Source organism: Microbulbifer pacificus (assembly GCF_033723955.1).
GTDB lineage: Bacteria > Pseudomonadota > Gammaproteobacteria > Pseudomonadales > Cellvibrionaceae > Microbulbifer > Microbulbifer pacificus.
In genome coordinates, this window is record NZ_CP137555.1 from 1498425 (window position 1) to 1524184 (window position 25760).

Here is a 25760-nt window from a genome sequence, read left to right on the forward strand (position 1 = left end):
GACACACACGGTTCAAGCAAAAAAAAGGCGGCCCCAGGGGCCGCCTTTTTTATTCCGTCGGGGTGCGTTTATTTTCGCTGCACTTCGACCTTGTCTACCTTCTGGAAACCGCGTGGCAGCTTGTTGCCGCGACGGCCGCGTTCACCCTGGTAGTGCTCCAGTTCCGAGACCTTGATCTTGGTGTGGCGCTTACCGGCGTGGATCACCAGTTGGTCGTCGCCCTCCAGTACCGCGATGCCCACGAGGATTTCCTCGCGGCTGGCCGAGCGGGCCGACGGGATGTTGATGATCTTGTTGCCCTTGCCCTTGGCCAGTTCCGGCAGCTCCGACACCGGGAACACCAGCATACGGCCCTCGCTGGAAACCGCCGCCAGCAGCGCGGCGTCGGGATTCTTGATTTCCTGCGGTGGCAGCACCCGCGCGTTCTGCGGCAGGCTCAGCATCGCCTTACCGGCCTTGTTGCGCGACTGCAGGTCGGCGAAGGTGGCGATAAAGCCGTAGCCGGCATCACTCGCCAGCAACACCTTCTGGTCGTCGCTGCCCATCAGCAGGCCTTCGAAGGTGGCACCGGAGGGCGGGTTGATGCGCCCGGACAGCGGTTCACCCTGGCCGCGCGCTGAAGGCAGGCTGTGGGAGGCGATGGAGTAACTGCGGCCGGTGCTGTCGAGCAGCAGCGCCATCTGGTTGCCCTTGCCATGGGCGGCAAACTTGAAGCTGTCGCCGGCCTTGTAGCTCAGCGAGGTGGGGTCGATATCGTGACCCTTGGCCTGGCGGATCCAGCCCTTGTCGGACAGCACCACGGTGATCGGGTCACTGGTGAGCAGGTCGGTCTCGCTGAAGGCCTTGGCCTCCTCGCGCTCGACGATCGGCGCACGGCGGTCATCGCCGAACTCCTCCGCCGCTTCCAGCAGCTCTTTCTTGATCAGGGTCTTGAGACGGCGCTCACTCTCCAGGGTCTTGGTGAGGGTATCGCGCTCTTTCTCCAGCTCCGCCTGTTCGCCGCGGATCTTCATTTCCTCAAGGCGCGCCAACTGGCGCAACTTGGTTTCGAGCACGTATTCCGCCTGCACGTCGGACAGCTCGAAGCGGCGCATCAGCTCCTGCTTCGGCTCGTCGTGGGTGCGGATGATCTCGATCACCTCGTCGATATTGAGGAACGCGATCAACAAACCGGCCAACAGGTGCAGACGCTTCTCCACCTTGTCGAGGCGGAACTGCAGGCGACGTCTGGTGGTAACGGTGCGGAAGCTCAGCCACTCGGACAGGATCTTGTCCAGGGACTTCACCTGCGGGCGACCGTCGATACCGATCATATTCATGTTGACCCGGTAGCTCTTCTCCAGGTCGGTGGTGGCGAACAGGTGGTTCATCACCTGGTCCAGGTCCACGCGGTTGGACTTGGGCACGATCACCAGACGGGTGGGGTTCTCGTGGTCGGACTCGTCGCGCAGGTCGGCGACCATCGGCAGTTTCTTCGCCTGCATCTGCGCCGCGATCTGCTCCAGCACCTTGGAGCCGCTGGCCTGGTAGGGCAGCGCGGTGATGACGATATCGCCATCCTCCTTGTTCCACACCGCGCGCATCTTCACCGAGCCCTTGCCGGTCTCGTACATCTTCTGCATATCCGCGCGCGACGTGATGATCTCCGCCTCGGTGGGCATATCCGGGCCCAGAATGTACTCGCACAGCTCGGATACCGTCGCCTTGGGGTTCTCCAGCATATGCACGGTGGCATTCACCACCTCGCGCAGGTTGTGCGGCAGAATGTCGGTGGCCATACCCACAGCGATACCGGTGGTGCCGTTCAGCAGGATGTTCGGTACCCGCGCCGGCAGCACCGACGGTTCGTCCATGGTGCCGTCGAAGTTCGGCTGCCAGTCGACGGTGCCCTGCCCCAGTTCCGACAGCAGCACCTCGGCGTATTTGCCCATGCGGGATTCGGTGTAACGCATAGCGGCGAAGGATTTGGGATCGTCCGGCGAACCCCAGTTGCCCTGGCCGTCCACCAGCGGGTAGCGGTAGCTGAATGGCTGCGCCATCAGCACCATTGCCTCGTACACGGCGCTGTCGCCGTGCGGGTGGTACTTACCGATCACGTCGCCCACGGTGCGCGCGGACTTCTTGTGCTTGGCGCTGGCCTTCAGCCCCAGCTCGCTCATGGCGTAGACAATACGGCGCTGCACCGGCTTCAGGCCGTCGCCGATATTGGGCAGGGCGCGGTCGAGAATCACGTACATGGAGTAGTCCAGGTACGCCTTCTCGGTGTAGGCCGCCAGATGCTGGCGCTCGGATGCGTCGTAGACGGAGGGCTCGGTCATACTGCGAGAGTCTCGTTATTCTGCGTAAAGAGGGGGATTATGGCGGGAACACGCGGCGGGTTCAAAGGGCTGCCAGGAGCCAGCCCCCGCAAGATTGCGGATAACGGCAATTTCCTGTTACAACCGTTCCGGCCTGCCATCCCGGTAGCAAAGGTATCTAACTGCCCCCATCAGCAAGGATGTACAGAAAATGTCCGCCTTTTTTGCCTTCCTGCACCACCTGGCTTTTCTCACCATGACGACCGTGCTGACCATCCAGCTGGTGGTACTTGGCCAGCCCCTGACACTGCAGAGCGCGCGCAAACTGCAGATCGTCGACCGGGTTCTGGGCATTGCCGCGGTGGCATTGTTGATCGTGGGCTTTCTGCGGGTTTTCTACTTTGAGAAAGGCGCGGCCTACTATTTTCACAATGCCGCGTTTCACGCGAAGCTCACGCTGTTTGCGATCGCCGCCCTGCTCTCCATTTACCCGACCGTGCAATTTTTGCACTGGCGCAAGTCACTCAAGCAGGGGCAAGTACCGCAGCTGGCGGAGCAACAGCGGCGCCGGATGCGGCTTATCGTGCATGCGGAGCTCACCGCGCTGGTGGGTATGGCACTATGTGCGGCATTGATGGCAAAGGGTATCGGGGTTATTCACTGATCCCGATGCCAATGAATAATTAGAAAAACGGTACTGTCCTTGGCAAAGCTGCAACTCCACCGCGTGGCGATCGGGCAACTAAACGCCGTCGACCTGACAATATCGCCCGGGGAAATCGTCTGCCTGTCGGGCGCTTCCGGTAGCGGCAAAACCCGGCTGCTGCGCGCCATCGCCGATCTCGAACCCCATGCCGGCGAAGTCGTGCTGGGCGATACCGAACAGAGCGCCCTGCCCGGCCACCGCTGGCGCAGTGCGGTGATGCTGGTGCCGGCGGAAAGTGCCTGGTGGCACGACACCGTGGGTGAGCACTTTTCCGAAGCCACGAACCGCCAGTTCCGGGAGCAAACACTGCAGAAGCTCGACCTGCCGGCAGAAGCGTTTGACTGGCAGGTTGCGCGCCTCTCCTCCGGTGAAAAACAACGGCTCGCGCTGGCCCGAGCCCTGTCCCGCAAGCCAGTGGCATTGCTGCTGGACGAGCCGACCGCGAACCTGGACAAGGACAACACCCAGCGCGTGGAAACCTGGCTGTGCGAATACATTCGCCAGCAGCAAATCCCTACCCTGTGGGTCGCCCACCATGAAGACCAGATCCAGCGTGTGGCCGATCGCCACTTTCGCATTGTCGACTCCGGCATCAAAGAACGGCAGGTGACACCGTGAGCGTGATCGAACTCTCCTGGTGGCAGCTGGCACTGGCGGCTTCGCTGGTGATTGCCCTGGCCGTGTGTACTTTCCTCGCACACCTGGGCGTGGGTAAATCCCTGCTGATTGCGGCCGCGCGCACCGCCATCCAGCTCACTCTGGTAGGACTGGTACTGGAGGCTCTGTTCTCGGTGGGCAGTCTGCACTGGGTGGCATTGATGGGGCTGGTCATGTTGCTGCTGGCGGGGCGCGAAGTCGTCGCGCGGCAGAAATATCGCCTGCGCGGAGGCTGGAGTTTTGGCATTGGCACCCTGTCGATGTTTATTTCCGCATTTGCAGTTACGGTACTGACCCTGACCACCGTCATCGGCCCGACGCCCTGGTACACACCGCAGTATGCGATTCCGCTGCTGGGCATGCTGCTCGGCAATACCATGACCGGCATCGCCCTCGCGCTCGATCGCCTGACGGAGAGCGCCCGACGCTCCCGCGCTGTCATCGAAAACCGGCTGATGCTTGGGGAAACCGCGCAACAGGCACTGAGTGAATTCCGCCGCGAGGCCATGCGTGCAGGCCTGACCCCGATCATCAACGCCATGGCCGCCGCCGGCATCGTCTCACTACCGGGTATGATGACCGGTCAGATACTCGCCGGCACGGCACCGGCGCTGGCGGTGAAATACCAGATACTGATTATGTTCACCATTGCCGCCGGCACCGGTTTTGGCACCTTTGCGGCGGTGACGATTTGTGCACACAGATTATTTGACGGACGCGAACGATTGCGACTGGACCGATTGCGCAGCGACGGAAGCACCTGAATCGGCAACAAAACGAGACCAGAAAAAAATAGAAACCAGTGAAGTAGAGAAGATAATAATGAACGATTGCTTGATCATTGGCGGCGGCCACAATGGCCTGGTATGCGCCTGTTACCTCGCAAAGGCCGGCAAAAAAGTCACCATCCTGGAGCGCCGGGATATCGTCGGCGGTGCTGCGGTTACCGAAGAGTTCCACCCCGGGTTTCGCAACTCCGTTGCCAGCTATACCGTCAGCCTGTTAAATCCCAAGATTATCCAGGACCTGAACCTGCACAAGCACGGCCTCAAGGTTAAGCTGCGCCCGCAGAACAATTTCTTTCCACACTCCAACAACGGCAGCCTGTCGTTCTATAAGAATCCGCAGGAGACCCTGGCAGAAATTGCACGCTTCTCGGAAAAAGACGCGGCCGCCCTGCCTGCCTTTTATGAAATGCTGGAAACCGTGGCCGATGTACTGCGGGAGGAACTGCTGCGCACACCACCGAATGTAGGTGGCGGCTTCGCGGACCTGATCCGCGCCGGCAGTTTCGGCATGCGCGCCAGAAAGCTCACCATGGCACAGCGTCGCGATACCCTGGACTTGTTCACCAAAAGCGCCACCGATGTGCTGGACGCGTGGTTTGAAAACGACCATGTAAAGGCCGCCTTTGCGTTTGATTCCATCGTCGGTAACTATGCCGGCCCGAGTACGCCGGGCTCCGCCTATGTGCTCCTCCACCACGTGTTCGGCGAGGTCAACGGCGAGAAGGGGGCATGGGGCCACGCCATCGGCGGTATGGGCGCGATTACCCAGGCCATGCTGAAAGAAGCCGAACATCTGGGCGTCGAGGTAATTACCGGTGCCGAGGTGGAAGAAGTCTTGATTGAAAACGGCCAGGCCAAGGGTGTGCGCCTTGCCAATGGCGACACCCACCGCGCGCTCAAGGTGATCGCCAACGTGGGCCCGAAGCTGCTGTTCGGCAAGCTGATCGACGAACAACACCTGGACCCGGAATTCCAGCGGCGGGTGCGCGGCTTCAAGGTCGGTTCCGGCACCTTCCGCATGAACGTCGCCCTGAAAGAGCTGCCCGACTTCACCTGCCGCCCCGGCAAGGAACTGCAACCGCACCACCAGTCCGGCATCGTGATCGGCCCCAGCATGCAATACCTGGAACAGGCCTACCTGGATGCCAAGCAGTTTGGCTGGTCGAAAAAACCGATTGTGGAAATCCTGATTCCATCCACCGTGGATGATTCCCTGGCACCGGCAGGGCAACACGTCGCCAGCCTGTTCTGCCAGCAGTTTGCGCCGCAGCTGCCGGACAGCAGGAGCTGGGATGAAGAGCGCGAGCAGGCCGCCGATGCCATCATCGACACCGTCACTGAGTACGCGCCGAACTTCCGCGATTCCATCATCGCGCGCCAGATTCATTCACCGCTGGATCTGGAGCGCAAGTTCGGACTCATGGGCGGGGATATTTTCCACGGTGCGCTGGGGCTGGATCAGCTCTGGAGCAACCGGCCGTTTATGGGCATGAGTGATTACCGCACGCCCATAAAAGGATTGTATATCTGCGGCTCCGGCACCCATCCCGGGGGCGGCGTCACCGGTGTTCCTGGACATAATGCGGCGCGGGAAATTTTGAAGGATTGATTGGGCGGTTCGATAAGGAACCGAGACCTGTAGCCGCGAACGGGGGGCCCTGCGGGGCGCCCCAATCTATCGCGCATGTATATATCGAAGACTTAGGACCTCTGTCGGTGCCATATGGCAACCATTCATTGCCAGAGGTCACTCGGCGAGGTTTTTTTCCACCGTCATCCATTTTTTGTGGGCGCTGCCAGTAGTTGAATTCCGGGTCCAGGAATCAGCGCCAAGCCCGGGCATATTGCTCTCGCCCTCCATCACGGGTTGCTCGCTACCCCCAAAAAGACATGGGCCCCGCAGACAGGAGACTGCGGGGCCCATGTTCAAACGAATCTGACAAATTTCAGATTCCGGTGTCGGATATTTCAATCACCATCACCCCAGTGCCGGGCTACCGAATTTCTTTCCCTGCACCGTAAAGTCGGTGTTGTTTTCCACATACTTGTTGAACGCCGCCGCCAGCAGGTTGTCCTTGACCGCATTCAGGCCATAAATGGTTTTGCATTTATCGTAGCTGGCAAAATCGATCATGATGATATTGGGAAAGAAAGCCTTCATCCGCATGACACCGCCGCGGGTCAGGTACTTTATGCGCTCCTGCTGCAGCTGATGGCCAATGGATTGCTCCAGGCCATTGCGCCACAGCTCGTGCATCTTGAATACCCCGGTCTGGCTCCACAGGTGTTCATCCCGCGTGCGGATACTGCTGGTAGAACCGGTTGCGGTCCAGTACATCATCCCCAGTACATTGGGTGAGTTGATGTCATTGGCACAGGCCATATCCAGCATCATCTTTTCCTGTTTGGAGTAGTTCTCCTTGAGTTTGCCCTGATTGGTCTTCCATGCGGCCCACCACCTGGTGCCGCCCTTGCCACAGTACTGCATACCCGGGTAATTCGCTTTATAGGCTGAACCCTCTCCCGAGTTCGCCTTCACGGAACGGAAACTGAGGATACCCTTTGGATAAAAGGAAGCGATGTTCAATTCTGCAAATGCAGCCTCACTGAACACACAAATGACTTTGCCCGCAATCTCACCAAGGGTTAACTTCCCGAATTCTTTTTCATTATTCTTTATATAAATTTTATCTCCCAGAATGGAAATGCAGGTTTCAGCGATCAACTGCCAGTTCTTGCACTTATCGAACTTCAATATCAGAAATTCGTTTCGGGTATCCGGTTCCGAAACAAAACGTTTCGCCTGATTGAGCATGTTCGAAAGCTTCAACCCGGCCGACCCCATTTTCATCCCGGGACTCACAGAAACATCGTGATTCCTGCCGGTATGATCACTGTGCAAGTGCAATTTTTTCGCTTTTTCGCCTTTACCGTGATATCCCAGCAGTGACGCGCCATGCTTGTCCCCCAATGCGAGAATTCGCAGGTCAAACAGCCTCACACCGACTTTCGCCTGACCATAGATATCCAGGTCCTGAGTCTGCACATGGCTTTTCCCGGAGGTAATTGAGGCGTCATGACTACCGGCGAAGATGATTTCATGTAGACGGCGATGCGGCCCGAGCCGGTAATAATTGATTTCCATTTGTTCTCTCCCTGAGCAAAAACGATTTCCGATTCCCCATCTCCAGGCGCCATTCGTGCAGAATTTTTTGACAAACACGGCGTCGATGTGACGCAATCTAGCCATATATAACCAACGGGGTCACGTTATAAAATACGCCAACAGGGCGCTCAGGCGGGAATCCCATTCGCGATGGGAAAAGTCACATGGCAAGGAAGGCGCAAGTGGTGCAGGCGTACCAGCTTATTCCGCTCAAATCTGTTTTCTGACCTGATTGATCAATCCACCTGCAAGCACAGTCGCCACTTCCTCCTCACTCATGTCATGAGTCACTTGCAGGGTTTTGCCGTCGGCGAGCCGCACGTCTATCTCTCTTCCCTGTTGCAGTTGGCCGGGGAAATTTTCCACCGCAAGCGAGTCGCCCTGGTTAAGGCGTGCCAGATCTTCTGCCTTCTGGAACAGCAACGGCACAATGCCAAAGTTGATCAGGTTGCGTCGATGGATGCGCGCCATGGAAACCGCAATCACCGCGCGCACACCGAGATAGCGCGGGGCGATGGCAGCGTGTTCACGGCTGGAGCCCTGGCCGTAATTTTCCCCACCGATCACGAAGCTGTCGCCATCCAGCTGCTTCGCCCGCTTGTAGAAGGTGTCGTCGATACGCGAAAAGGTGTAATGGCTGATGGCGGGTATGTTGGAGCGCAGGGGCAAGATATCGGTGCCGGCGGGAAGGATTTCATCGGTGGATACATTGTTCCCGGTTTTCAGCAAAATCGGTCCGGATATCTTATCCGGCAGCGGTTCAAACTCCGGCAGCGGCTGGATATTGGGTCCCTTGATCAGTTCAATAGCAACCGGAATTTCCTGGGAAAGATCTCGCGGCGGCTGTAGCAGCGGGCGCATGTCCGGCAGTTTTTCCGGTTCGGAAAATACGGGATAGTCCATGTCCATATCCCGGGGATCGGTGATCTTTCCGGTAAGTGCACCGGCGGTGGCCGTCTCGGGACTGCACAGGTAGACCTTGTCCTCTTTGGTACCGGAGCGACCGGGGAAATTGCGCGGCACCGTGCGCAGGCTGATGCGACCGCTGGCCGGCGCCTGCCCCATGCCGATACAACCGTTGCAGCCGGTCTGATGCAGGCGCGCCCCCGCCTGCAGCAGCCGGTTCAGGTCACCGCTGCGACTGATTTCCTCCAGCAACTGGCGGGTGCTGGGATTGATATCCAGTGATACCTGCTCGGGAACCCTGCGGCCATCAACCATTCGTGCCGGCACCACGAAATCCCGCAGCCCGGGGTTGGCAGACGAGCCAATATAACTCTGATAGATCGGCCGGCCCGCCACTTCGCGCACCGTCACCACCTTGCCGGGACTGGACGGACAGGCGATCAGTGGCTCGATGCGCGAAAGGTCCAGGCTGTCGTGGTGGTCGTACGTCGCGCCCTCTTCCGCCTGCAGTTCCGTGAAGTCATCTGCTCGCCCCTGCTGGCACAGGAAGGCTCGCACATTGTGGTCCGCCGGAAACACACTCGCGGTAGCGCCCATTTCCTGGCCCATATTGGCGATAACGTGGCGATCCATGGCGGTGAGATTTTCGAGCCCGGGCCCGTAATATTCGAAGATTTTGTTGACGCCACCCTTCACGTCGTAGCGCCGCAGCATCTCCAGGATCACGTCCTTGGCACTCACCCAGGGCGGCAGTTTGCCGGTGACCTCAACGCCGACCACTTCCGGCATGGTGAGAGAGTAAGGCATCCCCGCCATGGCCAGGGCTACCTGCAGACCGCCGGCACCCATCGCCAGCATCCCCAATGAACCGCCGGCGCAGGTGTGGCTGTCGGAACCCAGCAGGGTTTTGCCGGGTACACCGAAACAGGCCATATGCACCGCATGACTGATCCCGTTGCCCGGGCGGGAAAACCACAATCCCCATTTGCGCGCGGCACTCTGCAAAAACAGGTGGTCGTCGGCATTCTTGAAATCCGCCTGTATCAGGTTGTGATCCACATACTGTGCCGACAGCTCGGCGTTGACCTGCGCCACACCCAGAGCCTCGAATTCCAGCATCACCATGGTACCGGTGGCGTCCTGGCACAGGGTCTGGTCGATTTTGAGCTGTATCGCTTCGCCAGCCTGCATACGACCACTGAGCAGATGCCGCTCGATTAGTTGCTGTGTCAGATTTTTTGCCATGACCGGTAACTCCGTATTGGTTGTGTGTCTTTCCCTGTTCCCCGGTTTTATCTGCCCCCGGTGCATTCATCCTCAATTTGAGAACTCCACCCGTGGCGCGCCGAAGTCGCTACCAACATAGTCCGGGGCACACTGGATAAAATCTTTCTGGTCGAGGCCGGCGTCGATGAAAAATTTCTGCACCTGGCGACTGCGGCGACTGGAAAGTTCCAGCAGTTCTTCGCGCAGCCCCCGCGGTGGGTCGCGATAAAATGCCTCGCGCTGTTCGCGGCTGGTACGTAGCGCGCTCACTTCATACGGGAACATATTTTCCAGATCTGGCACCGTCGCCACGGCACAGATTCCAGGACGCGCCTTGGGATTGTCACGCATTTCCTCGATCATGCTGTTCAGGCTCGCGGTGGCGGAAGCACTCAGCTCATCACTGCCCGGGGCAAACTCCAGCTCCGAAAAACTCGGTGCGCGAAAACGCGCCCACGCGAGCTTGGCGAGGCTGTAAACACCCACCGGGGTGAAATACGCAAACAGCGCCTCTAGGATCGCGCGTTGCAAAAGGTCGCTGAAGATAAAACTGAAACTGAATTTTGGATCGTAGAGGTCACCGGTGACCGGCATTTTGAAGCGTACGTCGCCATTGCCATCTTTCAGCAATGCCAGCGCCAGGCCAAGCGGGATGATGCTCCGTTTCACTTTCAGGTGGTCGGAATCGCGCACCCGCCGCACCTTGATTTTCTGGAGTTCCATCTGGGCAAGTGCATCGACCTGGTTGTCCTCCACCTTCATGTCCACTACGGCATTCAGCTGTCCCTGCAGAATTTTGTAGCCGAGCAGCGCGGCCATATAAGGGGTCGCGGGGATCAGGTTGGCGCCCTCCACATAGCCCAGCAAAGACGCGTCCCAGTGGTTGTTTTCCAGCAGGTTGACCTGCCCGGACAGGTGCATCTCACTGAAACCGCCGGGGCGCGCACTCAGAAGCATCAACGCTGGCGGGTCTTCGTTGTAGTTGCTGAGACCGCGCCACAGCATATTCACACGGTGCACCGGAAGCATGGCCTGGTAGTCGTAAGTGTTGTCGAGCCATAGAAAGCGTCCCTGATCCACCACTAACTGACGCACCCGGTAGCGGAAACGGTTGGCTCTTTGCGCTATGTCCTCGCGCTGAAAGTGATAGCGCTTCAGTGCAGGAGTTTCACTGCGAAAACGCTGCCAGGCTCCCAGGTCTCCCTCGGGTCCGCGGGCCAGCATGCTGTGGGGCTTGATCAGGTCGATGGTGTCAATGTTGAGAATTTTCTCTGCGGGAAAATATTCAAACTGATCCAACCGCAGCAATTCAATTTCGGTATTCCACGGATGATTGACATAGTCCTGCGCGCGCTCGTCGCGGTGAAACAGTTTGCTGTCGGCTATTTCCAGATAGAGCAGACGGAACACGTCTTTTGCGATGGTCAATGCGCGGGCATCGGCGTATTCCGTTTCCAGCAGGCGATCGCCGTCCGTATCCCGCACCCTCAGCTGATCCAGTCGTACCTGCGCAAGCTCCAGCCGGCGAGCGGCAACATCGAAATGACCGGTGGCAAGCAGTTCCTGCAGATCGAAGCAGAAATCGACGTCGTCGATATAGCCGCGGGGAACACAGCTGCGAATGTTTTTCAGCAACAGGTTTTCGCTCACCAGTTCACGGGCGCCAAATCCCAGTTCGGCCGCTTCCACGGTGTCAATTTCCAGCAACGGCGATGGCAGCCCCGCGGGAAAATCCGCCTGGGTCATACGCAGCCCCTCCACGCGGAAATTACGGAAGTGGCGCTGGGTACTGCCGCTGCGCCCTTCCGCCAGCATTATCTTGTGTTCGCTACCAATGGAGACGCGGTCCACCTCGTAACAGGGAGCGAGGGACTTTTCCCCAAGTTTGAATGGGCTGAGACAACCGCTGATCCCGGACAATTCTCCCCGCTGAAGTTCCAACGCGTTGGCGGACAACGCCAGCCCATTGAGGCCGAGCCGGGTAAAGCCGAGGCGCAGGCGGTTGTCCTGGCGCAGCGCAAAGTCCTCCACCGTCACTGCGCCATCGAGGCGCAGTACTTCCCCCTTTTCCAGGGACGGCGAGCCCGCCAGCTGCAGCCGGCCAATGGAGATACACATGGGCTGGTCGCCGGTATCGCTATTGGTACTCCCCAGCACCGGAGGCAGGCAGCCGGAAACCCCCTGCGCCGCCAGATTTTCCACCTGTATGCGCGCGCCGCCGGCCCAGCTCAGAGATTGCCAGGCCAGCTGCGACAATTGCAGCTTCGGTGTTTCGCGCTGGGCTGGCACGAGCTGGAGATCTGCCGCCTGCAGTGGGCCGAGCTGGATGCGGTCCTCATTTCCCCGCCCACTCCCGAGGCGCACCAGGTTGTCGCCACCCAGGTGCAACGGTCCGGATGACAGGCAACCGCGCCAGGTGGCACGGTCCTTTTCACTCGCCGCAAGCCAGTCGTCAAGGCCACAGCCATGCGCCGTCTCCAGGCTTAAGTTGTGCAGGTTCAGCTGCACCGGGTTGCCTGCGGGGCCGCCACGCTGCGCCACCCCCAGTTTTTCCACGTGCAAGCGCCCCAGCGTCAGCTGTGGCGGATCCGCCAGTGACCGGTACAGCGCCAGTTGCGCCAGTGCAACTCCCGAACCTTCGGACTGCAGCCCCTCGCCGCGCGCACAGCGCGGCAGCCTGCGCCCGGAGTTGCCGCGTGCTAGTTGCTCGCCCCCTTGCTTCCCACTACTGGGCCAGCAAACCTCCACTTTATCTGCCTGCAGCTGCTGCAGCTTCCAGTCGGCGCTGGCGCCAGGCCGACGCGGCAGGTTGACCTGCAGTGACTTGCCCGCAAGCTGGTCGATTTCTGCGGACAGCAGATTTTCGTCACCGCTCAACGAAAAATGTGCCAGCACCAGGTCGTTGAGATCCGCATTGAAATGATCGGGCGCGTAATCCAGGGCAAAGCGCCCACCGGTGCGCAGTGTCGTTACATCCACACAGCGCGCGGGGTTCAGACAGAAGTCGGCCTTGTCCAGTTCGGCGCCGGGCAGCTGCAGCCGCGCGCGCGCCGGCTGTGACTGCAGGCGGATATCCGCCTGCGGCAGTTTTAGCTGCGTCACCGCTAGCAGCGATTCATCGTCGGCACTGGTGATATCGGCGCGCTCCAGGGTGAGTTCCGCGGCAGAAAAACCCAGGCGCAAGCCACCCCCGCTGGTATTCCCCTGATCTCTGCTGTCTGCAACCCGCAGCTGCAGAGGTTGCTGCTGGCGCAGCTGGTGTACGGCAAAGCATTCCGGGCGCCGCTTGTTACCGGATACGAGCAGTACCTGCCAGGATGTGGGCAGGCAGCCATCCAGGCTGGTGAGCGACAGCGATGCCAGTTCCAGCTCGGTTTCCCGCCTCACAATGGACCTGCCGATGGCGGTGCGGGCGGCCGCTTCCGCCGCCGCGCGCGTGGCCTTCAACTCCTCCGGCAACAGGCCCTTTTCCGCGCCATCGGAATCCTCCTCCGCCGCCGCGCCGGCTGCTGCGCTTTCGGCCTCGCCCCACCAGTGGGCGTCGCCGCTGGCGAAATACTCGCCCGCTTGCAGCGCCTGGCGGCGCATACGGAAGAAGCCGTTGCCGGTGTACAGCTCGTTCAGCGCAAGGCCAGTCTGCTGTGCCGGGTCTGCACTTAACTGATCCGACAGCAGCAGCGTCGCCAGCCGCAGCTCGCCCAGTACCAGGTAGGGGGATTCCTGCAGATCGAGGATGAAATTGCCGCGCCCCTGCAATTGCCACAGGCGTGCGCACAGCGGAGACAAGCGCTGAGGCAGCCAGCCGTCGGGTACACAGCCACCCAGTCGCCCCAGCGCAACATCCTCCAGCAGGTAATGCCGTTCGTCGGGCGCGATCTCCGCACGCGCCCAGTTGAACCGGGAAAGCAGCAGGGTGGACGGGTCACTGGAACTGTCAGCGGCCGCCGCCTTTTTGCCGCCACCGCTCTCGCGCATCTGGAACTTCGCCAACTCAAGCGGCCCGCTTTCCAGCCGCCAGGACTGGACCGGACCATTGTCCGCGGCGAGTTTACGTGGAAACTGCAGCGCGAAATTTTCCGGCAGTTTCAGTCCGGCAACGGACACACAGTGGTCCTTGCGCCCCCACAACTGCCCGGGCACGCAGCCCGCCGCGCCCTCCAGTGATAACTGTTCGAGCTCGAGACGCCGATTGCTATTTTGGTAGCGCAGCGCCCCCAGGCGCAGGCCGCTGGTGTTGAGGGGATTGGGGGCTGGGCGCGACGCCTCCATATCCAGCACCGTGCCCTGATCCAGGCTTACTTCCGCCAGCTCCGCCTGCAGACCATCGTGCCACGCGATTTGCGTGGGTTGGGGCAGGCGCAGGCTGCCGGCACTCAGGCAGTAGTGATGCTGTCCGCTGCGCAGGCGATTCGGGCACCAGGAAAAGCCGCTGGCACCGGCACTCTGCCAGGTGAGGGATTTCTCGTCGCGCAGGAAGTCGAAATCGTTGATCGCGAGGGTCTGTGCATGCCAATTGGGCTGACGACGGTTGCGGTAACGCAGGCGCACGTCCTGGCCGTTGACCCGGTACCAGGCAATTTCCGACTGCTTGCCAAAGGAAAAACTCGCCGGCCCACGCACCTGCAGACGCCGCGCGCTGGCGCAGTGACCAGTGATGCGCTGCAGCCCCGGCACCGCCTCCGCCCAGCGCTCCGGCGGGCAGCCGGCAAATTTGCGCACAGAGGCTTCCGCCACGGTGAGCTGGTTACCCGGGCGCTCAAACCGAATTGCGCCGGTCTTGAGTCGCACCAGCGCCACTGTGAGATTTTCTCCGGGAGAGCGCCGCATATCCCCCCCGTCACCGGGTTCCTGGGCCAGTGCCCCCGGTGACGAAGGCGAACGCGTTTGCGGTTGTTCGTCCCACGCCAGCAGATTGTCGAGGGTGAAATCGTCGGCACCGATCGCAAACCGCAGCGGTTCCTGTGCCTCGCGGAATCCGCTAACAAAGAAATCGTCCAGTTCCACCTGCCCCAGGCGCACGCAGGTGGGGGTATCCCACTGGGGTTTGTGCTGGTAGCAGACCACGCCACTGCGCACCCGCGCGGACGTCAGATCCACCCGCCAGTTCTTCGGTTTCTTCTCCCCCTCCCCAAGGTGCCAGCCGCCGATCTCCCAAATCCGTCCGCGCTCACCCGGCTCGGACTCCAGATCTATGTAGACGTCGTCAAGATCCACCAGTTTGACGTGAATTTTTCCGCGCAGCAGTTGCCACCAGCTGAGGCCGAGGGTGGCCTCGCCCACTTGAAAGCCGCGCTCGAATTTATTGCGCACGCGCACATTGCGAAGATGCGCGCGCAGGCTCGGCAGGGAAACATTCAGGTATTCAATCTGCGCTTCCAGACCGCGCTCGTGCAACCAGCGCTGCAGCGCACCCGGCAGCACAGCGGATACAAAAATGTTCAACGCGCCAAGTAACAGCAAAAAGAACACCAGCAGCCACAGCAGGCGGCGGGCTCCTCTGTATTCGGCGGATTCCGTTTCCTGGAGTTTGGACATCTAAGCTCGGCGCACTGGATATTTCGCGCGCACAGCATATTTTTATCGCTCGCGCGCCTCCTACATTAAAGACCAGCCGCCATTGGCAAGTTGTCGCCCCAATTTTCATCGCACTATTTTTATGGCGCTTCCAGTGCTTGTTCCGCTTTGAACTATTATTTGAGACGCCACATGCCTCAAAAGCGGGCATCCGACCCGTGCTAAAACGCTGCACACCGTTACACTGTTTACACCTCAATCAACTTGGTACAGTTCCGTTCGCAACGCCCGTGCGGGATCGTTGCAGCGGCAATACGGTCACAGTAGTCAGGCAGTCCGGATACGGCGAATTATTCAGGTGATCAGACCATGCAGGAGCATCCACACTACCAGGACATAGTGTTGGTCGGCGGCGGCCACAGCCACGCCATGGTGTTGCAGAAATGGGCGCAGAATCCGCTACCGGGCGTGCGCCTTACCCTGGTGTCACCGCAGGTACTGGGCGCCTATTCGGGGATGCTGCCGGGTATGGTGGCGGGTCACTACAGTTTTAGCGATATCCATATCGACCTGCCGCGGCTGTGTCGCGCCGCCGGTGCCCGCTTTATCCAGGCCTGCGCCCATCAGATAGATCCCGAGAACAACCGCGTCTCCCTGCTGGGAAGACCGGATCTGGAATTCGACCTGCTATCCCTCGACGTGGGCGCTACCCCGAGCCGGGTCATTACCGGCTCCGAGCTCGCCATTCCGGTCAAACCCGTCGGCCATTTCCACCACCACTGGCAGCAGCTGAAACAGCAGATTCAGACCGTGCACCAGCCCGTGCGCCTGGGAGTGGTCGGCGGCGGTGTCGGCGGTTGCGAGCTCGCCATGGCCATGTCCTGGGCACTGGAGGAACCGGTTTATAGCGGCCGTGTAGAGATCCACTTGATTAGCGCCGCAAACAAACTGCCCCAGGAATATCCACTGCTGGCGCGGCGACTGGTAGCGCGGGAATTGAGCCGGCTCAAGGTACAGGTACACCGCAACTGGCGGGTAACGGAAATCACCCATCGCGGTGTGCACGGCGACGAGGGACAGTTCCTGCCCATGGACAAGGTGATGCTGTGCACCGAGGCCGCAGCCCCGCCGTGGCTTGCCGAATCCGGGCTGTCGCTGGACCAGAATGGTTTTGTACAGGTGGATGAATACCTGCGCACCAATCACCCCTTTATCTTCGCCGCCGGCGACGTCGCCAGCCTGGTTAGCACCCCCATTCCGAAATCGGCGACGCACGCGCTGGCTCAGGGCCATACGCTGTATCGCAACTTGCGCGCCAGCCTGCTTGAGCAACCACTTACTCGCTACCGCCCGCGCCGGGAATTGCTCAGCCTGCTCTCCTGCGGTGGCCAGCGCGCCGTGGCGAACCACAGCGGCTTCGCCGCCGCCGCGAGCGCCCTGTGGCACTGGAAGGACCATTGCGACAGAAAATTTATCGCGCGCTTTCGGGCACTGCCGAGCGAGCCAGCGCAACAACGTCGCAATGCTCTGCACACGTGGTTGCGCCCCGCACCTCACGGACTCACCCAGCGCAACAGCCACAGTGTCGCCGAGGTGCGCAGCACTGGCTGCGGTGCCAAGCTGGGCGCGGATATCCTGCACCATCCGCGGGAAGGCCTGCCCAATGAGCAGTCCGCCCTGCTGATGCACGGCAACGGCGACGGCGCCGCAGTGATCAAGCTACCCGCGGGCAAACTGCTGGTGCAGAGTTCGGACCAGCTGCGCGCCCCGGTGGCGGACCCCTGGTTGTTCGGGCGCCTGGCCGCGCTGCACGCGCTTTCCGATCTGTTTGCCATGCACGCACAACCAGTCACTGCACAGGCGCTGGTGACCCTGCCACTGTCGGCATCGGAACTCGCCGCGCGCGATTTGCAGCAGTTGCTGGACGGCGCGTTGCGCGAACTGAACCAGCACAACTGCGCGCTGAGTGGCGGCCACACCGCCGAGGGTACGGAGCTGCAACTGGGACTGACGGTAAACGGTATTGCAGATCCCCAGCAATTGCTGAACAAATCGGATATGCGCGCCGGGGACTGCCTGATCCTGACCAAGCCGCTGGGTATTGGCACCCTGTTTGCCGCCGAGAGCCAGGGCCGGGCCCGCGGCCGCTGGCTGCAACAGGCACTGGAAGTAATGCTGCAGAGCAACGCCGGCGCCGCGGAAATATTCGCGCACAACAACGCCAGCGCGCTCACCGACATCACCGGCTTCGGCCTGCTCGGCCACCTGCTGGAAATGCTGCAGTGGCGCGACGGCAACCATCCGGCAGCGCCGCCCAGATCCAACCGGCAGTACGAACCGAAACTCGGTGCCAGCCTGTTTGCCGACGCACTACCGCTGCTCCCCGGCGCCACTTACTGTGCCGAACGCGGCCTGCTTTCCAGCCTGCACCGGCACAATGCACGCGTCTACAGCGCCCTGCAGAACCCCGCCGCCTGGCAGACGGAACCGCACCTGCCGCTGCTGGTGGACCCACAGACCTGCGGCGGTCTGCTCGCCTCGGTACCGGCGGCGCACGCGGACAACTGCATCGCCTCACTGCACGCGGCCGGCTGTCGCCATGCCGCCGTGATCGGTTTTGTGGATGAACTGCCGGCGGGCCGCGACCCGCTGGCCAGCCCACCGCAACCTGTCTATCTGGCGCGCAGCGGCGACTGGAAAAAAATGGCCCAGCGCTACACGGAAATGATTTCCTGAGTTTCCCGCGTACTCAGCACACCAGCCGCTGCCGCGGAGATCATTTCCGCTGTAACCATTCTTTGATTGCGAATTAGCTCCGCCCCGGTAATATCTGCCGCTGACAACAGCGGCCCAGCCGAAGGCCGCCGGCAAGCACAAGCCAAAACACGCAAAGAAGAACCGTAAGGTCATCACAGAGAGCGCACCGCAGTAGCGGCAGACGAGAAGAGCACAGAATTTTTTAGCTCTACAGGAAACTCTGTCATGAAAAAAATCGTCATCGTCGGTGGCGGCGCCGGCGGGCTGCAGCTCGCCACCAGTCTCGGTCGTCACTTCGCGTTCAATCGCTTTGGCCGCCGCAACAAATCCCCCGCCGCAGAAGTCACCCTGATCGACAAGAACCGTACCCATATCTGGAAACCGCTGTTGCATCAGGTGGCCACCGGCGCCCTCGACTCCAGCCTCGATGCACTCAATTACCAGGTACACGCGCGCGCCAACGGTTTCCACTTTGAGCTGGGCAGCCTGCAGGGGCTCAACCGCACTGAGAGAACCATCGAACTTGCAGAGGTGTGCGGTGAAGACGGCAAGCCGCTGGTGCCCGCGCGCGAACTCGAATACGACTATCTGGTAATCGCCCTCGGCAGCCAGAGCAACGACTTCAACACCCCCGGGGTGCGCGACAACTGCCAGTTTCTCGACAGCGCGGAACAGGCGCAGAAATTCCACAACAAATTACTCGACCGCTTCCTGCAACTGGAAAACCGCGTGCGCGACACCGTGGCAATCGCCATCGTCGGCGGCGGTGCCACCGGGGTGGAACTGGCGGCGGAACTGGTGGACGCCGTGCACGAGATGGGCCACTACGGGCGCATCAAGAACGGCGACCTCAAGGTGACGCTGATCGAAGCCGGCCCGCACCTGCTGCCGGCGCTGCCGCCGCGCCTCGGCAACAGTTCCGCCAAGGAACTCACCAATCTGGGTGTGCGGGTACTCACCGGCACCCAGGTGGCGGAGGCAAACGCCAATGGCTTTGTCACCAAAGACGGCGAGGAGATTCCGGCGGATATCCGCGTGTGGGCGGCGGGCGTGAAGGCGCCGGATTTTCTCCAGCAACTGGACGGACTGGCGCTGAATCGCCAGAACCAGATCGAGGTGGAAACGACCCTGCGCAGCAAAAGCGACCCGAATATTTTCGCACTGGGTGATTGCGCCGGCTGTATCGACGCACGGGAGCACAAGGTGCCGCCGCGAGCCCAGGCAGCACAGCAGATGGCAAAGACCGCGCGCGACAACCTGATCAATCTGGTGGAAAAACCCGAGGCACCGCTGCAGCCCTTTACCTACAAGGACCACGGCTCACTGGTGTCGCTGTCCAAGTTCGATGCGGTGGGCAGCCTGATGGGCGGGCTGGTCAAAGGCAGCCTCACCATCGAGGGGCGCCTGGCCGGTCTCGCCTACCGCTCGCTGTACCGCATGCACCTTGCGGCGCTGCACGGCTGGCCAAAGGCGATGCTGCTGTACCTTATCGGCCAGGCCAACCGCTTCGTCAAACCGCGCCTGAAAATGCACTGACGCGTATTTTTATTGCGCTAAAGCTATGGCCTGCCCCGTGCGGAAACGCGAGTTTCAATACGCGGCCGGCAACACATCTCCGGGCCTGATCACCACAGGCCCGCCGAGATTGACCCCCGGCGCCTTCCACACTTCGGCCCAGTGGAATTTCCACTCCAGCGGCCAGCTCACCGCGCACAGGGTGCCGGCTTCCGCGAAGCGGTAGTTGATACACGGCAGGTACACATCGCTGATACCGATTTCCGTATACGCCGGCTGGCGATAACTGTAGTGATCGATCAGGTAGCGCAGGCCGTCGTCGATCTGCAGGTACTGCCAGCGCAGGTGCAGCAGCGTATTGGTGGTGCCGGTGAAACCCTCCCCTACCCGGTACCAGTCCTGTAATTCGCCACGTGAGCCGTAGACTCGGGTGAACGTCAGCAGGCTCTGGCGGTCGCCGGCGTCGTTGAAGGTGGCGACGACGGTTTCCCGCAACTGATCGCGGCTGTTGTAGCGGTAGTCGATCACTTCGCTGGCTTCGATATTGCCGTCGGCGTCATTATCCACTTCCATTTTCACCTGGATCAGCAGTGCATTGCTGTTGTAGCGATAAGTGAAAATACGCCGGGACTCCGCGCGGCCGTCAGCATCCGTATCGAACGACCACGTCTGCTCACGCAACAGGCCGCTGCTCAGATAGACAAAGTCATAGGTATTTTCCCGATCCACCAGCCCATCGCCGTTGTCATCGATGCGCTGTATTTCTTTCAGCAGGCGCGCGGCGGCACTGTAGCGATAATCGACGTCACTGCGTTCATCCACCACGCCATCCACGTCGATGGTCTGGCCGTTATCCAGGGTATCCACCTGCTGCACCAGCAGCCCCGCGCTGTTGTAGCCGAACTCGAAACGCTGAAGGCGCTCAATACGACCGTCGGCGCTGAAGTCCGTCTCCTCCTCGCGCAACACCAGCAAGCCGCGGTCGTCGTACAGGCTGCGCACGCGGAAGATGGTGTCGAGAATGCCATCGACAACGCCAACAACACCCGTGGTCACACTGTTGTCCTGCTCAAATACAAACAGCGTATTGTTGCCACCGCTGTCGTATTCAAAGCGGTAGCGCCGGCGATCGCTTACCTCCAGCTGACCGTCCTCTTCGAGGATTTCATACAGAAAGCCGCGCTCGCTGTAGAAGAACTCGGAGCGGTAAAAGAATTCCACGAAACCATCTTGATTGGTGTCGGTTTCCCGCAGCATGAAATCGCGGCGCCCGAGACTGTCGTACTCCAGGGTCAGCCGTTCACGCCAGTAGTCACTGCTTTCCGGAACTATCGTGAGACGGATTTCCCGCGGCAGGCCAAGGCTGTTGTAGTCCCAGCGCACCTCCTGGTCGATGGTGCCGTCATCGGCGAAATCCCGGGTTTCGCGGATCGGCACCCGCACCGGTACCACAATGCCGAGTGCATCGTAGAGGTACAGCAGCGGTGCATCGAGTGGCACCTGGTACTTGATGTCGAACGCGCTCTTGATTGCGGGCAGGGCATCCACGCCGCGGCGATAGGGAAAGGCGTAGAGGTCGTAGGCGAAGTCCACACGGTAATCCGCCAGGTCCCCGTCCCAGTCGGTGAGGTCGATACCGTTTGTTGGGTCCTGGTCGCGGTCGAGGGTGAGCAACAGCAGCATCATGTTGGAGACGAGATCCAGTGCATCCACCCGCTGGTGATCTTCCAGTGCCACCCGCAGATCCACCTCCTCAGTCAGAGGCGCGCTGCCCGCCAGGTCAAACAGACTGAGGTCCGGTGCACCGAGCGCGGTTCCGAACCAGATACCGCCCAGGGAAAAGCGCACCTCCTCGCCATCGCGATAGCGATAGGTACCGTCGACGTCGGTGAACCCGGAAAAACTCGGCGTCTCGTAATATAGGCCCTGAATGTCGCCGGAAAATTTACCGGTCAATTCCGGCCCGCTGCCTACGGTGCCGCCACTGCTGGAACTGGAACTGCTACCCCCTCCTGAGCTGCTCGAGCTGCTGCGGCTGCCGAGGGCACGGTCGCTGTCGGACTTGCTGCCGGAGCCACATCCAACGAGGGCCAGGCACAGCAAAAGGTACAAACACAGGGACAAAACCAGATTGAGTACCGAGCGCACGGACTGGTACCCAGGGGGAAAGCGGTCGACACCCGGTAATGCTAGCCTCACTGGCACGGGGTACTCCTTGTCGCACTTCAACATCCTATCCGCGGCTGCACACACGCGAATACAAATTAACGGCTTCAAAAAGTATTGCTGAAAGGCCCCGATCCCGTTTGCCCGCTAGCGCAGGAATATTCCGATTGGCGCAAATCGAGCGACATTGTCCCCGAAACCGGCGTCGCAAAACAAAAAAGCCCCCGGTAGCTGGGACTACCGGGGGCTTTTTCATCGTTCAGCGTGCTGGTGGGATTAGATCTTCCAGCTCTGCACCTTTTCCAGGCCGTGCTCGGCAACCCACTGGTTCAGTTGCTTGGGGTTGCGCTTTTTCTTCTCAATGGTGGCATTGGTATAGGGGTTGCGGTAGTGACCGGTTTCCAGCTTGGGTTCTGCGGGCTTGGCGGCAGCGGAGGCCTTGCGACCGGCGCTGCGACGGGGCGCCTCTGCGTCACGCTTCAAGGTGCGGGCCACACGGGCCTTGAGGGTACGGATGTAGTCCGGCGCGTCATCATTGCTCAACTGACCAACCAGCCATTCAACGATCTGCTCACCGCGCGCGGAGTACAGTTCTTCCTCGTCCATTTCGAATTCCGCCGCCAGATTGACCAGCGCCTTGTCGAAAGCGATCACACCCTGCTTCTTGCGCTCTGCCTTCGCCATCTGCTCCTGAAGCTCTTCGATTCGGGCCTGGTGCTCGGCGATTTGCTGCTCGATCTGGTCGTAGTCTTGGAACATATATATTGAGCCTCGATATATATAAAAATTTCTGTTTTTGATAGTGCGTTTTTAACGATGAATCAGCGGTTTAGCGATGATCATCCCGATAAAACTCCCGCCACAAAGGCGGCGCGGTTTTGAATTCGCCGTCCTGAATCAAACAATCACATATGAGCCCGAAATATCGCATTGCGCCGATATAAAGATAGACGCAAACACCATATTCAGTGCCAGATTCAAAACGTGTTATACAACTTGCGGCAAATATTAAGTAATACTGCCCACTTCCCGGAATATCGGCGCGTCAACTGCTTTCTTTGTAAAGAAATACAAATTAATCAGGCGTGCTGGCTGGGATTTAACCCCGCGAATAAGCAATAGTGCATCTGGAGTTGCCAATATACCGCGCCTTGCATCGCAAGCCCTGGCCAATAACCAAACTTTCGTCCCTAAACGGAATAAGAACGATAGTTCAATTAAATGAAGATCCAAGGATATGGCTATAGATAATACCAGTTGCCGGCTATTCAACCCGGGCCGGGATATTAAACCCAAAACCGGTGGATAAAAGAACCCCCAAAAATGGGACCTCTGGCCAGGCGCTGCGCATAATACTGATTTGCTTCTAAATAGCCAACAGGGCGAATAATTTTTTATTTAGCGGGTATTATTCCATCCCCGTTCTATTCTTGTTGGGCGTTTTACTGCAACCGGACACTGCCCCGGCGCCCAAATTCGAGTCGCAATCTGCCAAGGAGTACCCAGGCTTATGGCCAAAGTACGGGATATCCACCGTATGCCCACACTGGCGGCACTAATGACGCCATTTCCCTACCATATCGACATCGATGCTCCCATCGAGGCCGCCGAAGCCCTGATGGAAGAACACCGCGTCCACCACCTGCCGGTCACCCGTGACGGCGACCTTGAGACCGTCATCTCCCGCGGAGATATCGAGCGGGTCCAGTCACCCGGCCACCGTCTCGAGGAACAACAACTCTACGTGCGCGATGTCTGCGCCCGCCGCCCCTACATCGCCGACATTCACGACCCTTTGGACAAGATCCTGCTGGCCATGGCGGACACAGGGATAGGTTCGGTACTGGTGATGAAAGATGGCGATCTTGCGGGGATCGTCACGATAACCGACGCTCTGCGTTTCTGCGGCAAGTACCTGGCAGATTTGGCCGCAACACCGGACGACGATGTGGCCTAAAGCGGCCAGACCCACAGCAACATGGGCACGGATACCGCGATAACCAGCAGTTCCATCGGCAGCCCCATCGGCCAGTAATCGCCAAACTTGAATCCGCCGGGCCCCAAAATCAGCGTGTTGTTCTGGTGCCCGACCGGCGTCAGGAAGGCGCAGGACGACCCGATGGCCACCGCCATCAGGAAACTGTCGGGATTCACATTCAGCTGGTCCGCCGCACTGAGGGCAATCGCGCACATTACCGCGGCCGTCGCCGCATTGTTCATAAAATCCGACAGTGTCATTGTCACCACCAGAATCAGCACCAGCGCCACCACCGGGCGTCCCTGCGCCACCGTATCCAGCATCGACTTCGCCACCACATCTGCCGCCCCGCTGGATTCCATCACCTGCGCCACCGAAATAAGCGCCCCCAGCAGCACAATCACCGAACCGTCCACGGATTCATACACATGCCGCAGCGGCACCACTTTCAGCGCCATATACGCCAGCACACAGGTGGCAAAGGAGATCGCCGCCGGTAACAGACCGAATGCCGCGCCCGCCACCGCCAGCGCCATGGCGATCAGCGCCACGTAGGCCTTTTCCTTGTTGGGAATGGTGATATCCCGCTGCGCCAGCGGTACACAGCGCTGCTCGTTGGCAAAATTGCGCAGACTGTCTTCGGTGCCCATCATCAACAGTGCATCGCCGCCCATCAGGGGGGTCGAGCGCAGGCGTTTGACCGAGCGGCGACCCTGGCGGGACAGCGCCAGCAGGTTGATCTCATAGCGGCCGGCGAGGCGCAGGTTTTGCGCGGTGCGCCCGACCAGATAGGAGTCGGGCAGCACCACCAGTTCCCGCATTACTACCTCGGCGCGATCGCGGCCACGCTTCTCTTCCGCCTCCTTTCGCTCCTCCGCGCGTCGCTCACCATCTCGCCGTTTATCCGCGGTTTCCTCCGCATTCTGCGCGGCCTCGCCGGGGTCCCCAAGCTCTGGGGGAACTTCCACTGAACTCAGGTCGATATTCTTACTTAGAGAGGCGGCCGGGGCTTGCATCTCCGCCGGGGATTTTTCTTCACCCTGCTCTGTGCCGCCAGCCTTCTCTTCCTTGTTACTCTTCTCTTTGTCCCTTTTCTCCTTGTCATCGTTGGCCGGATCCGCCGCCAGCGTCAGCCCCAGACTGGAGAGTACCGCGGACAGGGATTCCGGTTCGGATTCGATCACCAGCAGATCCCCGGCGCGCACCCGCAGGCCCGGCATGGCGGTGGATACCCGCGCGTTGTTGTGCACCAGGCCAATCACCTGCGCATCCTCGTCGCCGATCATTTTCACCAGCTCTGCCAGCGACTTGCCGATGGCCGCGCTCTTTTCCCCCACCAACGCCTCGGTGAGATAGGTGCCGGTCTCGAAGGTATTCGCCCCCACCTGTGTGCGCGCCGGCACCAGCCGCCAGCCGATCAGCGCCACGAACAACACCCCCACCAGCGCCACCACCAGCCCCACCGGTGTGAAGTCGAACATACCGAAACTGCCGGCGCCGGCACTGGCGCGGAAACCGGAGACAATGAGGTTGGGAGGGGTGCCGATCAGCGTGGTCATACCGCCGAGAATGGTGCCGAAAGACAGCGGCATCAACACGCGCCCCGGCGGCAGCTGGTAGCGGTCTGCGAGATCTGTCGCCACCGGCATCAGCAGTGCCATGGCACCGACATTGTTCATAAAGCCGGACATGCCGGCGCCGAGGGCAGTGAGTGTGCCGATAGCCAGCGTGACGCCACTTTTTTTCGGAACCACCTTCTGCGCCAGTACGTCCATGGCCCCGGTGCTCTGCAATCCGCGGCTCAAAACCAGCACGCAGGCCACGGTCACCACCGCCGGGTGGCCAAAGCCGGTGAAGGCATTTTCGGGTTCAATCAACCCGGTAAACACACAGGCCAGCAGTGAGGCCAGTGCCACCATATCGTGGCGCCAAGGGCCCCAGATAAACAGCACAATGGTGATGGCAATAATGGCGAGAATAACGATCTGGTCGAAAGTCATAGAAGGGCGGGAATCCGAGGCTGTTTTGCCCGAAGAGAATCAGT

General features: G+C 60.2%; 14 protein-coding genes. 7 read left to right on the forward strand and 7 right to left on the reverse strand.

All coding sequences use genetic code 11. The features are described 5' to 3' along the window. Positions 1-68 precede the first annotated feature (68 nt). The gene (gene parC, locus R5R33_RS06710; protein WP_318955250.1) at positions 69-2318 is read right to left on the reverse strand and encodes a DNA topoisomerase IV subunit A; all 2250 of its coding nucleotides are present in this window, start codon (positions 2316-2318) and stop codon (positions 69-71) included. Positions 2319-2508: 190 nt separating this feature from the next. Here parC and R5R33_RS06715 point away from each other — a divergent pair, with 190 nt between their 5' ends. The 4 genes from R5R33_RS06715 to R5R33_RS06730 are packed head-to-tail and all read left to right on the forward strand — an operon-like array spanning position 2509 to position 6057. Continuing rightward, positions 2509-2961 carry a DUF2214 family protein gene (locus R5R33_RS06715; RefSeq protein ID WP_318955251.1) on the forward strand — a complete coding sequence of 151 codons (453 nt, stop codon included), beginning with the start codon at positions 2509-2511 and terminating at the stop codon, positions 2959-2961. Between the two features lie 39 nt (positions 2962-3000). Then, complete coding sequence (locus R5R33_RS06720) at positions 3001-3621, forward strand: ABC transporter ATP-binding protein (protein ID WP_318955252.1); 621 nt, start codon at positions 3001-3003, stop codon at positions 3619-3621. Then, complete coding sequence (locus R5R33_RS06725; RefSeq protein ID WP_318955253.1) at positions 3618-4424, forward strand: ABC transporter permease; 807 nt, start codon at positions 3618-3620, stop codon at positions 4422-4424. The genes R5R33_RS06720 and R5R33_RS06725 overlap by 4 nt, the downstream gene beginning before the upstream one ends. Further along, positions 4354-6057 (forward strand): phytoene desaturase family protein, encoded by a 1704-nt coding sequence (locus tag R5R33_RS06730; protein WP_318955254.1) that lies wholly within the window; start codon positions 4354-4356, stop codon positions 6055-6057. The genes R5R33_RS06725 and R5R33_RS06730 overlap by 71 nt, the downstream gene beginning before the upstream one ends. 369 nt (positions 6058-6426) lie before the next feature. Here R5R33_RS06730 and R5R33_RS06735 read toward each other — a convergent pair whose 3' ends face one another. The 3 genes from R5R33_RS06735 to R5R33_RS06745 all read right to left on the reverse strand — a co-directional run bounded on the left by R5R33_RS06735 (position 6427) and on the right by R5R33_RS06745 (position 15321). Next, a complete protein-coding gene (locus R5R33_RS06735) occupies positions 6427-7593 on the reverse strand; it encodes a PI-PLC domain-containing protein (RefSeq protein WP_318955255.1) in 1167 nt (388 codons plus the stop codon). 231 nt (positions 7594-7824) lie between these two features. After that, positions 7825-9765 carry an aconitate hydratase gene (locus R5R33_RS06740; RefSeq protein WP_318955256.1) on the reverse strand — a complete coding sequence of 647 codons (1941 nt, stop codon included), beginning with the start codon at positions 9763-9765 and terminating at the stop codon, positions 7825-7827. A gap of 72 nt (positions 9766-9837) precedes the next feature. After that, on the reverse strand, positions 9838-15321 hold the full coding sequence (locus R5R33_RS06745; RefSeq protein ID WP_318955257.1) for a DUF748 domain-containing protein: 5484 nt from the start codon (positions 15319-15321) through the stop codon (positions 9838-9840). A gap of 348 nt (positions 15322-15669) precedes the next feature. Here R5R33_RS06745 and selD point away from each other — a divergent pair, with 348 nt between their 5' ends. Both selD and R5R33_RS06755 read left to right on the forward strand, forming a co-directional pair. After that, the gene (selD, locus tag R5R33_RS06750) at positions 15670-18036 is read left to right on the forward strand and encodes a selenide, water dikinase SelD (RefSeq protein WP_318955258.1); all 2367 of its coding nucleotides are present in this window, start codon (positions 15670-15672) and stop codon (positions 18034-18036) included. A 246-nt stretch (positions 18037-18282) separates the two neighbouring features. Next, positions 18283-19593, forward strand: a complete 1311-nt coding sequence (locus tag R5R33_RS06755) for an NAD(P)/FAD-dependent oxidoreductase (RefSeq protein WP_318955259.1) — start codon at positions 18283-18285, stop codon at positions 19591-19593. 54 nt (positions 19594-19647) lie between these two features. Here the strand turns inward: R5R33_RS06755 and R5R33_RS06760 are convergent, their stop codons facing one another. Together R5R33_RS06760 and R5R33_RS06765 are read right to left on the reverse strand one after the other, a co-directional pair. Then, positions 19648-21777 carry a hypothetical protein gene (locus R5R33_RS06760; protein ID WP_318955260.1) on the reverse strand — a complete coding sequence of 710 codons (2130 nt, stop codon included), beginning with the start codon at positions 21775-21777 and terminating at the stop codon, positions 19648-19650. Positions 21778-22014: 237 nt separating this feature from the next. Further along, entirely contained in the window at positions 22015-22497 is a 483-nt protein-coding gene (locus R5R33_RS06765) for a hypothetical protein (RefSeq protein WP_318955261.1), read from the reverse strand. Positions 22498-23248: 751 nt separating this feature from the next. Here R5R33_RS06765 and R5R33_RS06770 point away from each other — a divergent pair. Continuing rightward, positions 23249-23695, forward strand: a complete 447-nt coding sequence (locus tag R5R33_RS06770; RefSeq protein WP_318955262.1) for a CBS domain-containing protein — start codon at positions 23249-23251, stop codon at positions 23693-23695. On the opposite strand, the gene R5R33_RS06775 is transcribed toward R5R33_RS06770, so the two are convergent. Next, the gene (locus tag R5R33_RS06775) at positions 23692-25716 is read right to left on the reverse strand and encodes an SLC13 family permease (RefSeq protein WP_318955263.1); all 2025 of its coding nucleotides are present in this window, start codon (positions 25714-25716) and stop codon (positions 23692-23694) included. The two genes, R5R33_RS06770 and R5R33_RS06775, sit on opposite strands and share 4 nt — an antisense overlap. Positions 25717-25760 lie beyond the last annotated feature (44 nt).

What these genes read in the sequence shown, in the direction of transcription:
- R5R33_RS06770 (WP_318955262.1), top strand. Translation starts at nt 23,249, where the DNA reads ATGGCCAAAGTACGGGATATCCACCGTATGCCCACACTGGCGGCACTA.
- R5R33_RS06715 (WP_318955251.1), top strand. Translation starts at nt 2,509, where the DNA reads ATGTCCGCCTTTTTTGCCTTCCTGCACCACCTGGCTTTTCTCACCATG.
- selD (WP_318955258.1), top strand. Translation starts at nt 15,670, where the DNA reads ATGCAGGAGCATCCACACTACCAGGACATAGTGTTGGTCGGCGGCGGC.
- R5R33_RS06775 (WP_318955263.1), bottom strand. Translation starts at nt 25,716, where the DNA reads ATGACTTTCGACCAGATCGTTATTCTCGCCATTATTGCCATCACCATT.
- R5R33_RS06765 (WP_318955261.1), bottom strand. Translation starts at nt 22,497, where the DNA reads ATGTTCCAAGACTACGACCAGATCGAGCAGCAAATCGCCGAGCACCAG.
- R5R33_RS06745 (WP_318955257.1), bottom strand. Translation starts at nt 15,321, where the DNA reads ATGTCCAAACTCCAGGAAACGGAATCCGCCGAATACAGAGGAGCCCGC.
- R5R33_RS06735 (WP_318955255.1), bottom strand. Translation starts at nt 7,593, where the DNA reads ATGGAAATCAATTATTACCGGCTCGGGCCGCATCGCCGTCTACATGAA.
- R5R33_RS06755 (WP_318955259.1), top strand. Translation starts at nt 18,283, where the DNA reads ATGAAAAAAATCGTCATCGTCGGTGGCGGCGCCGGCGGGCTGCAGCTC.
- R5R33_RS06740 (WP_318955256.1), bottom strand. Translation starts at nt 9,765, where the DNA reads ATGGCAAAAAATCTGACACAGCAACTAATCGAGCGGCATCTGCTCAGT.
- parC (WP_318955250.1), bottom strand. Translation starts at nt 2,318, where the DNA reads ATGACCGAGCCCTCCGTCTACGACGCATCCGAGCGCCAGCATCTGGCG.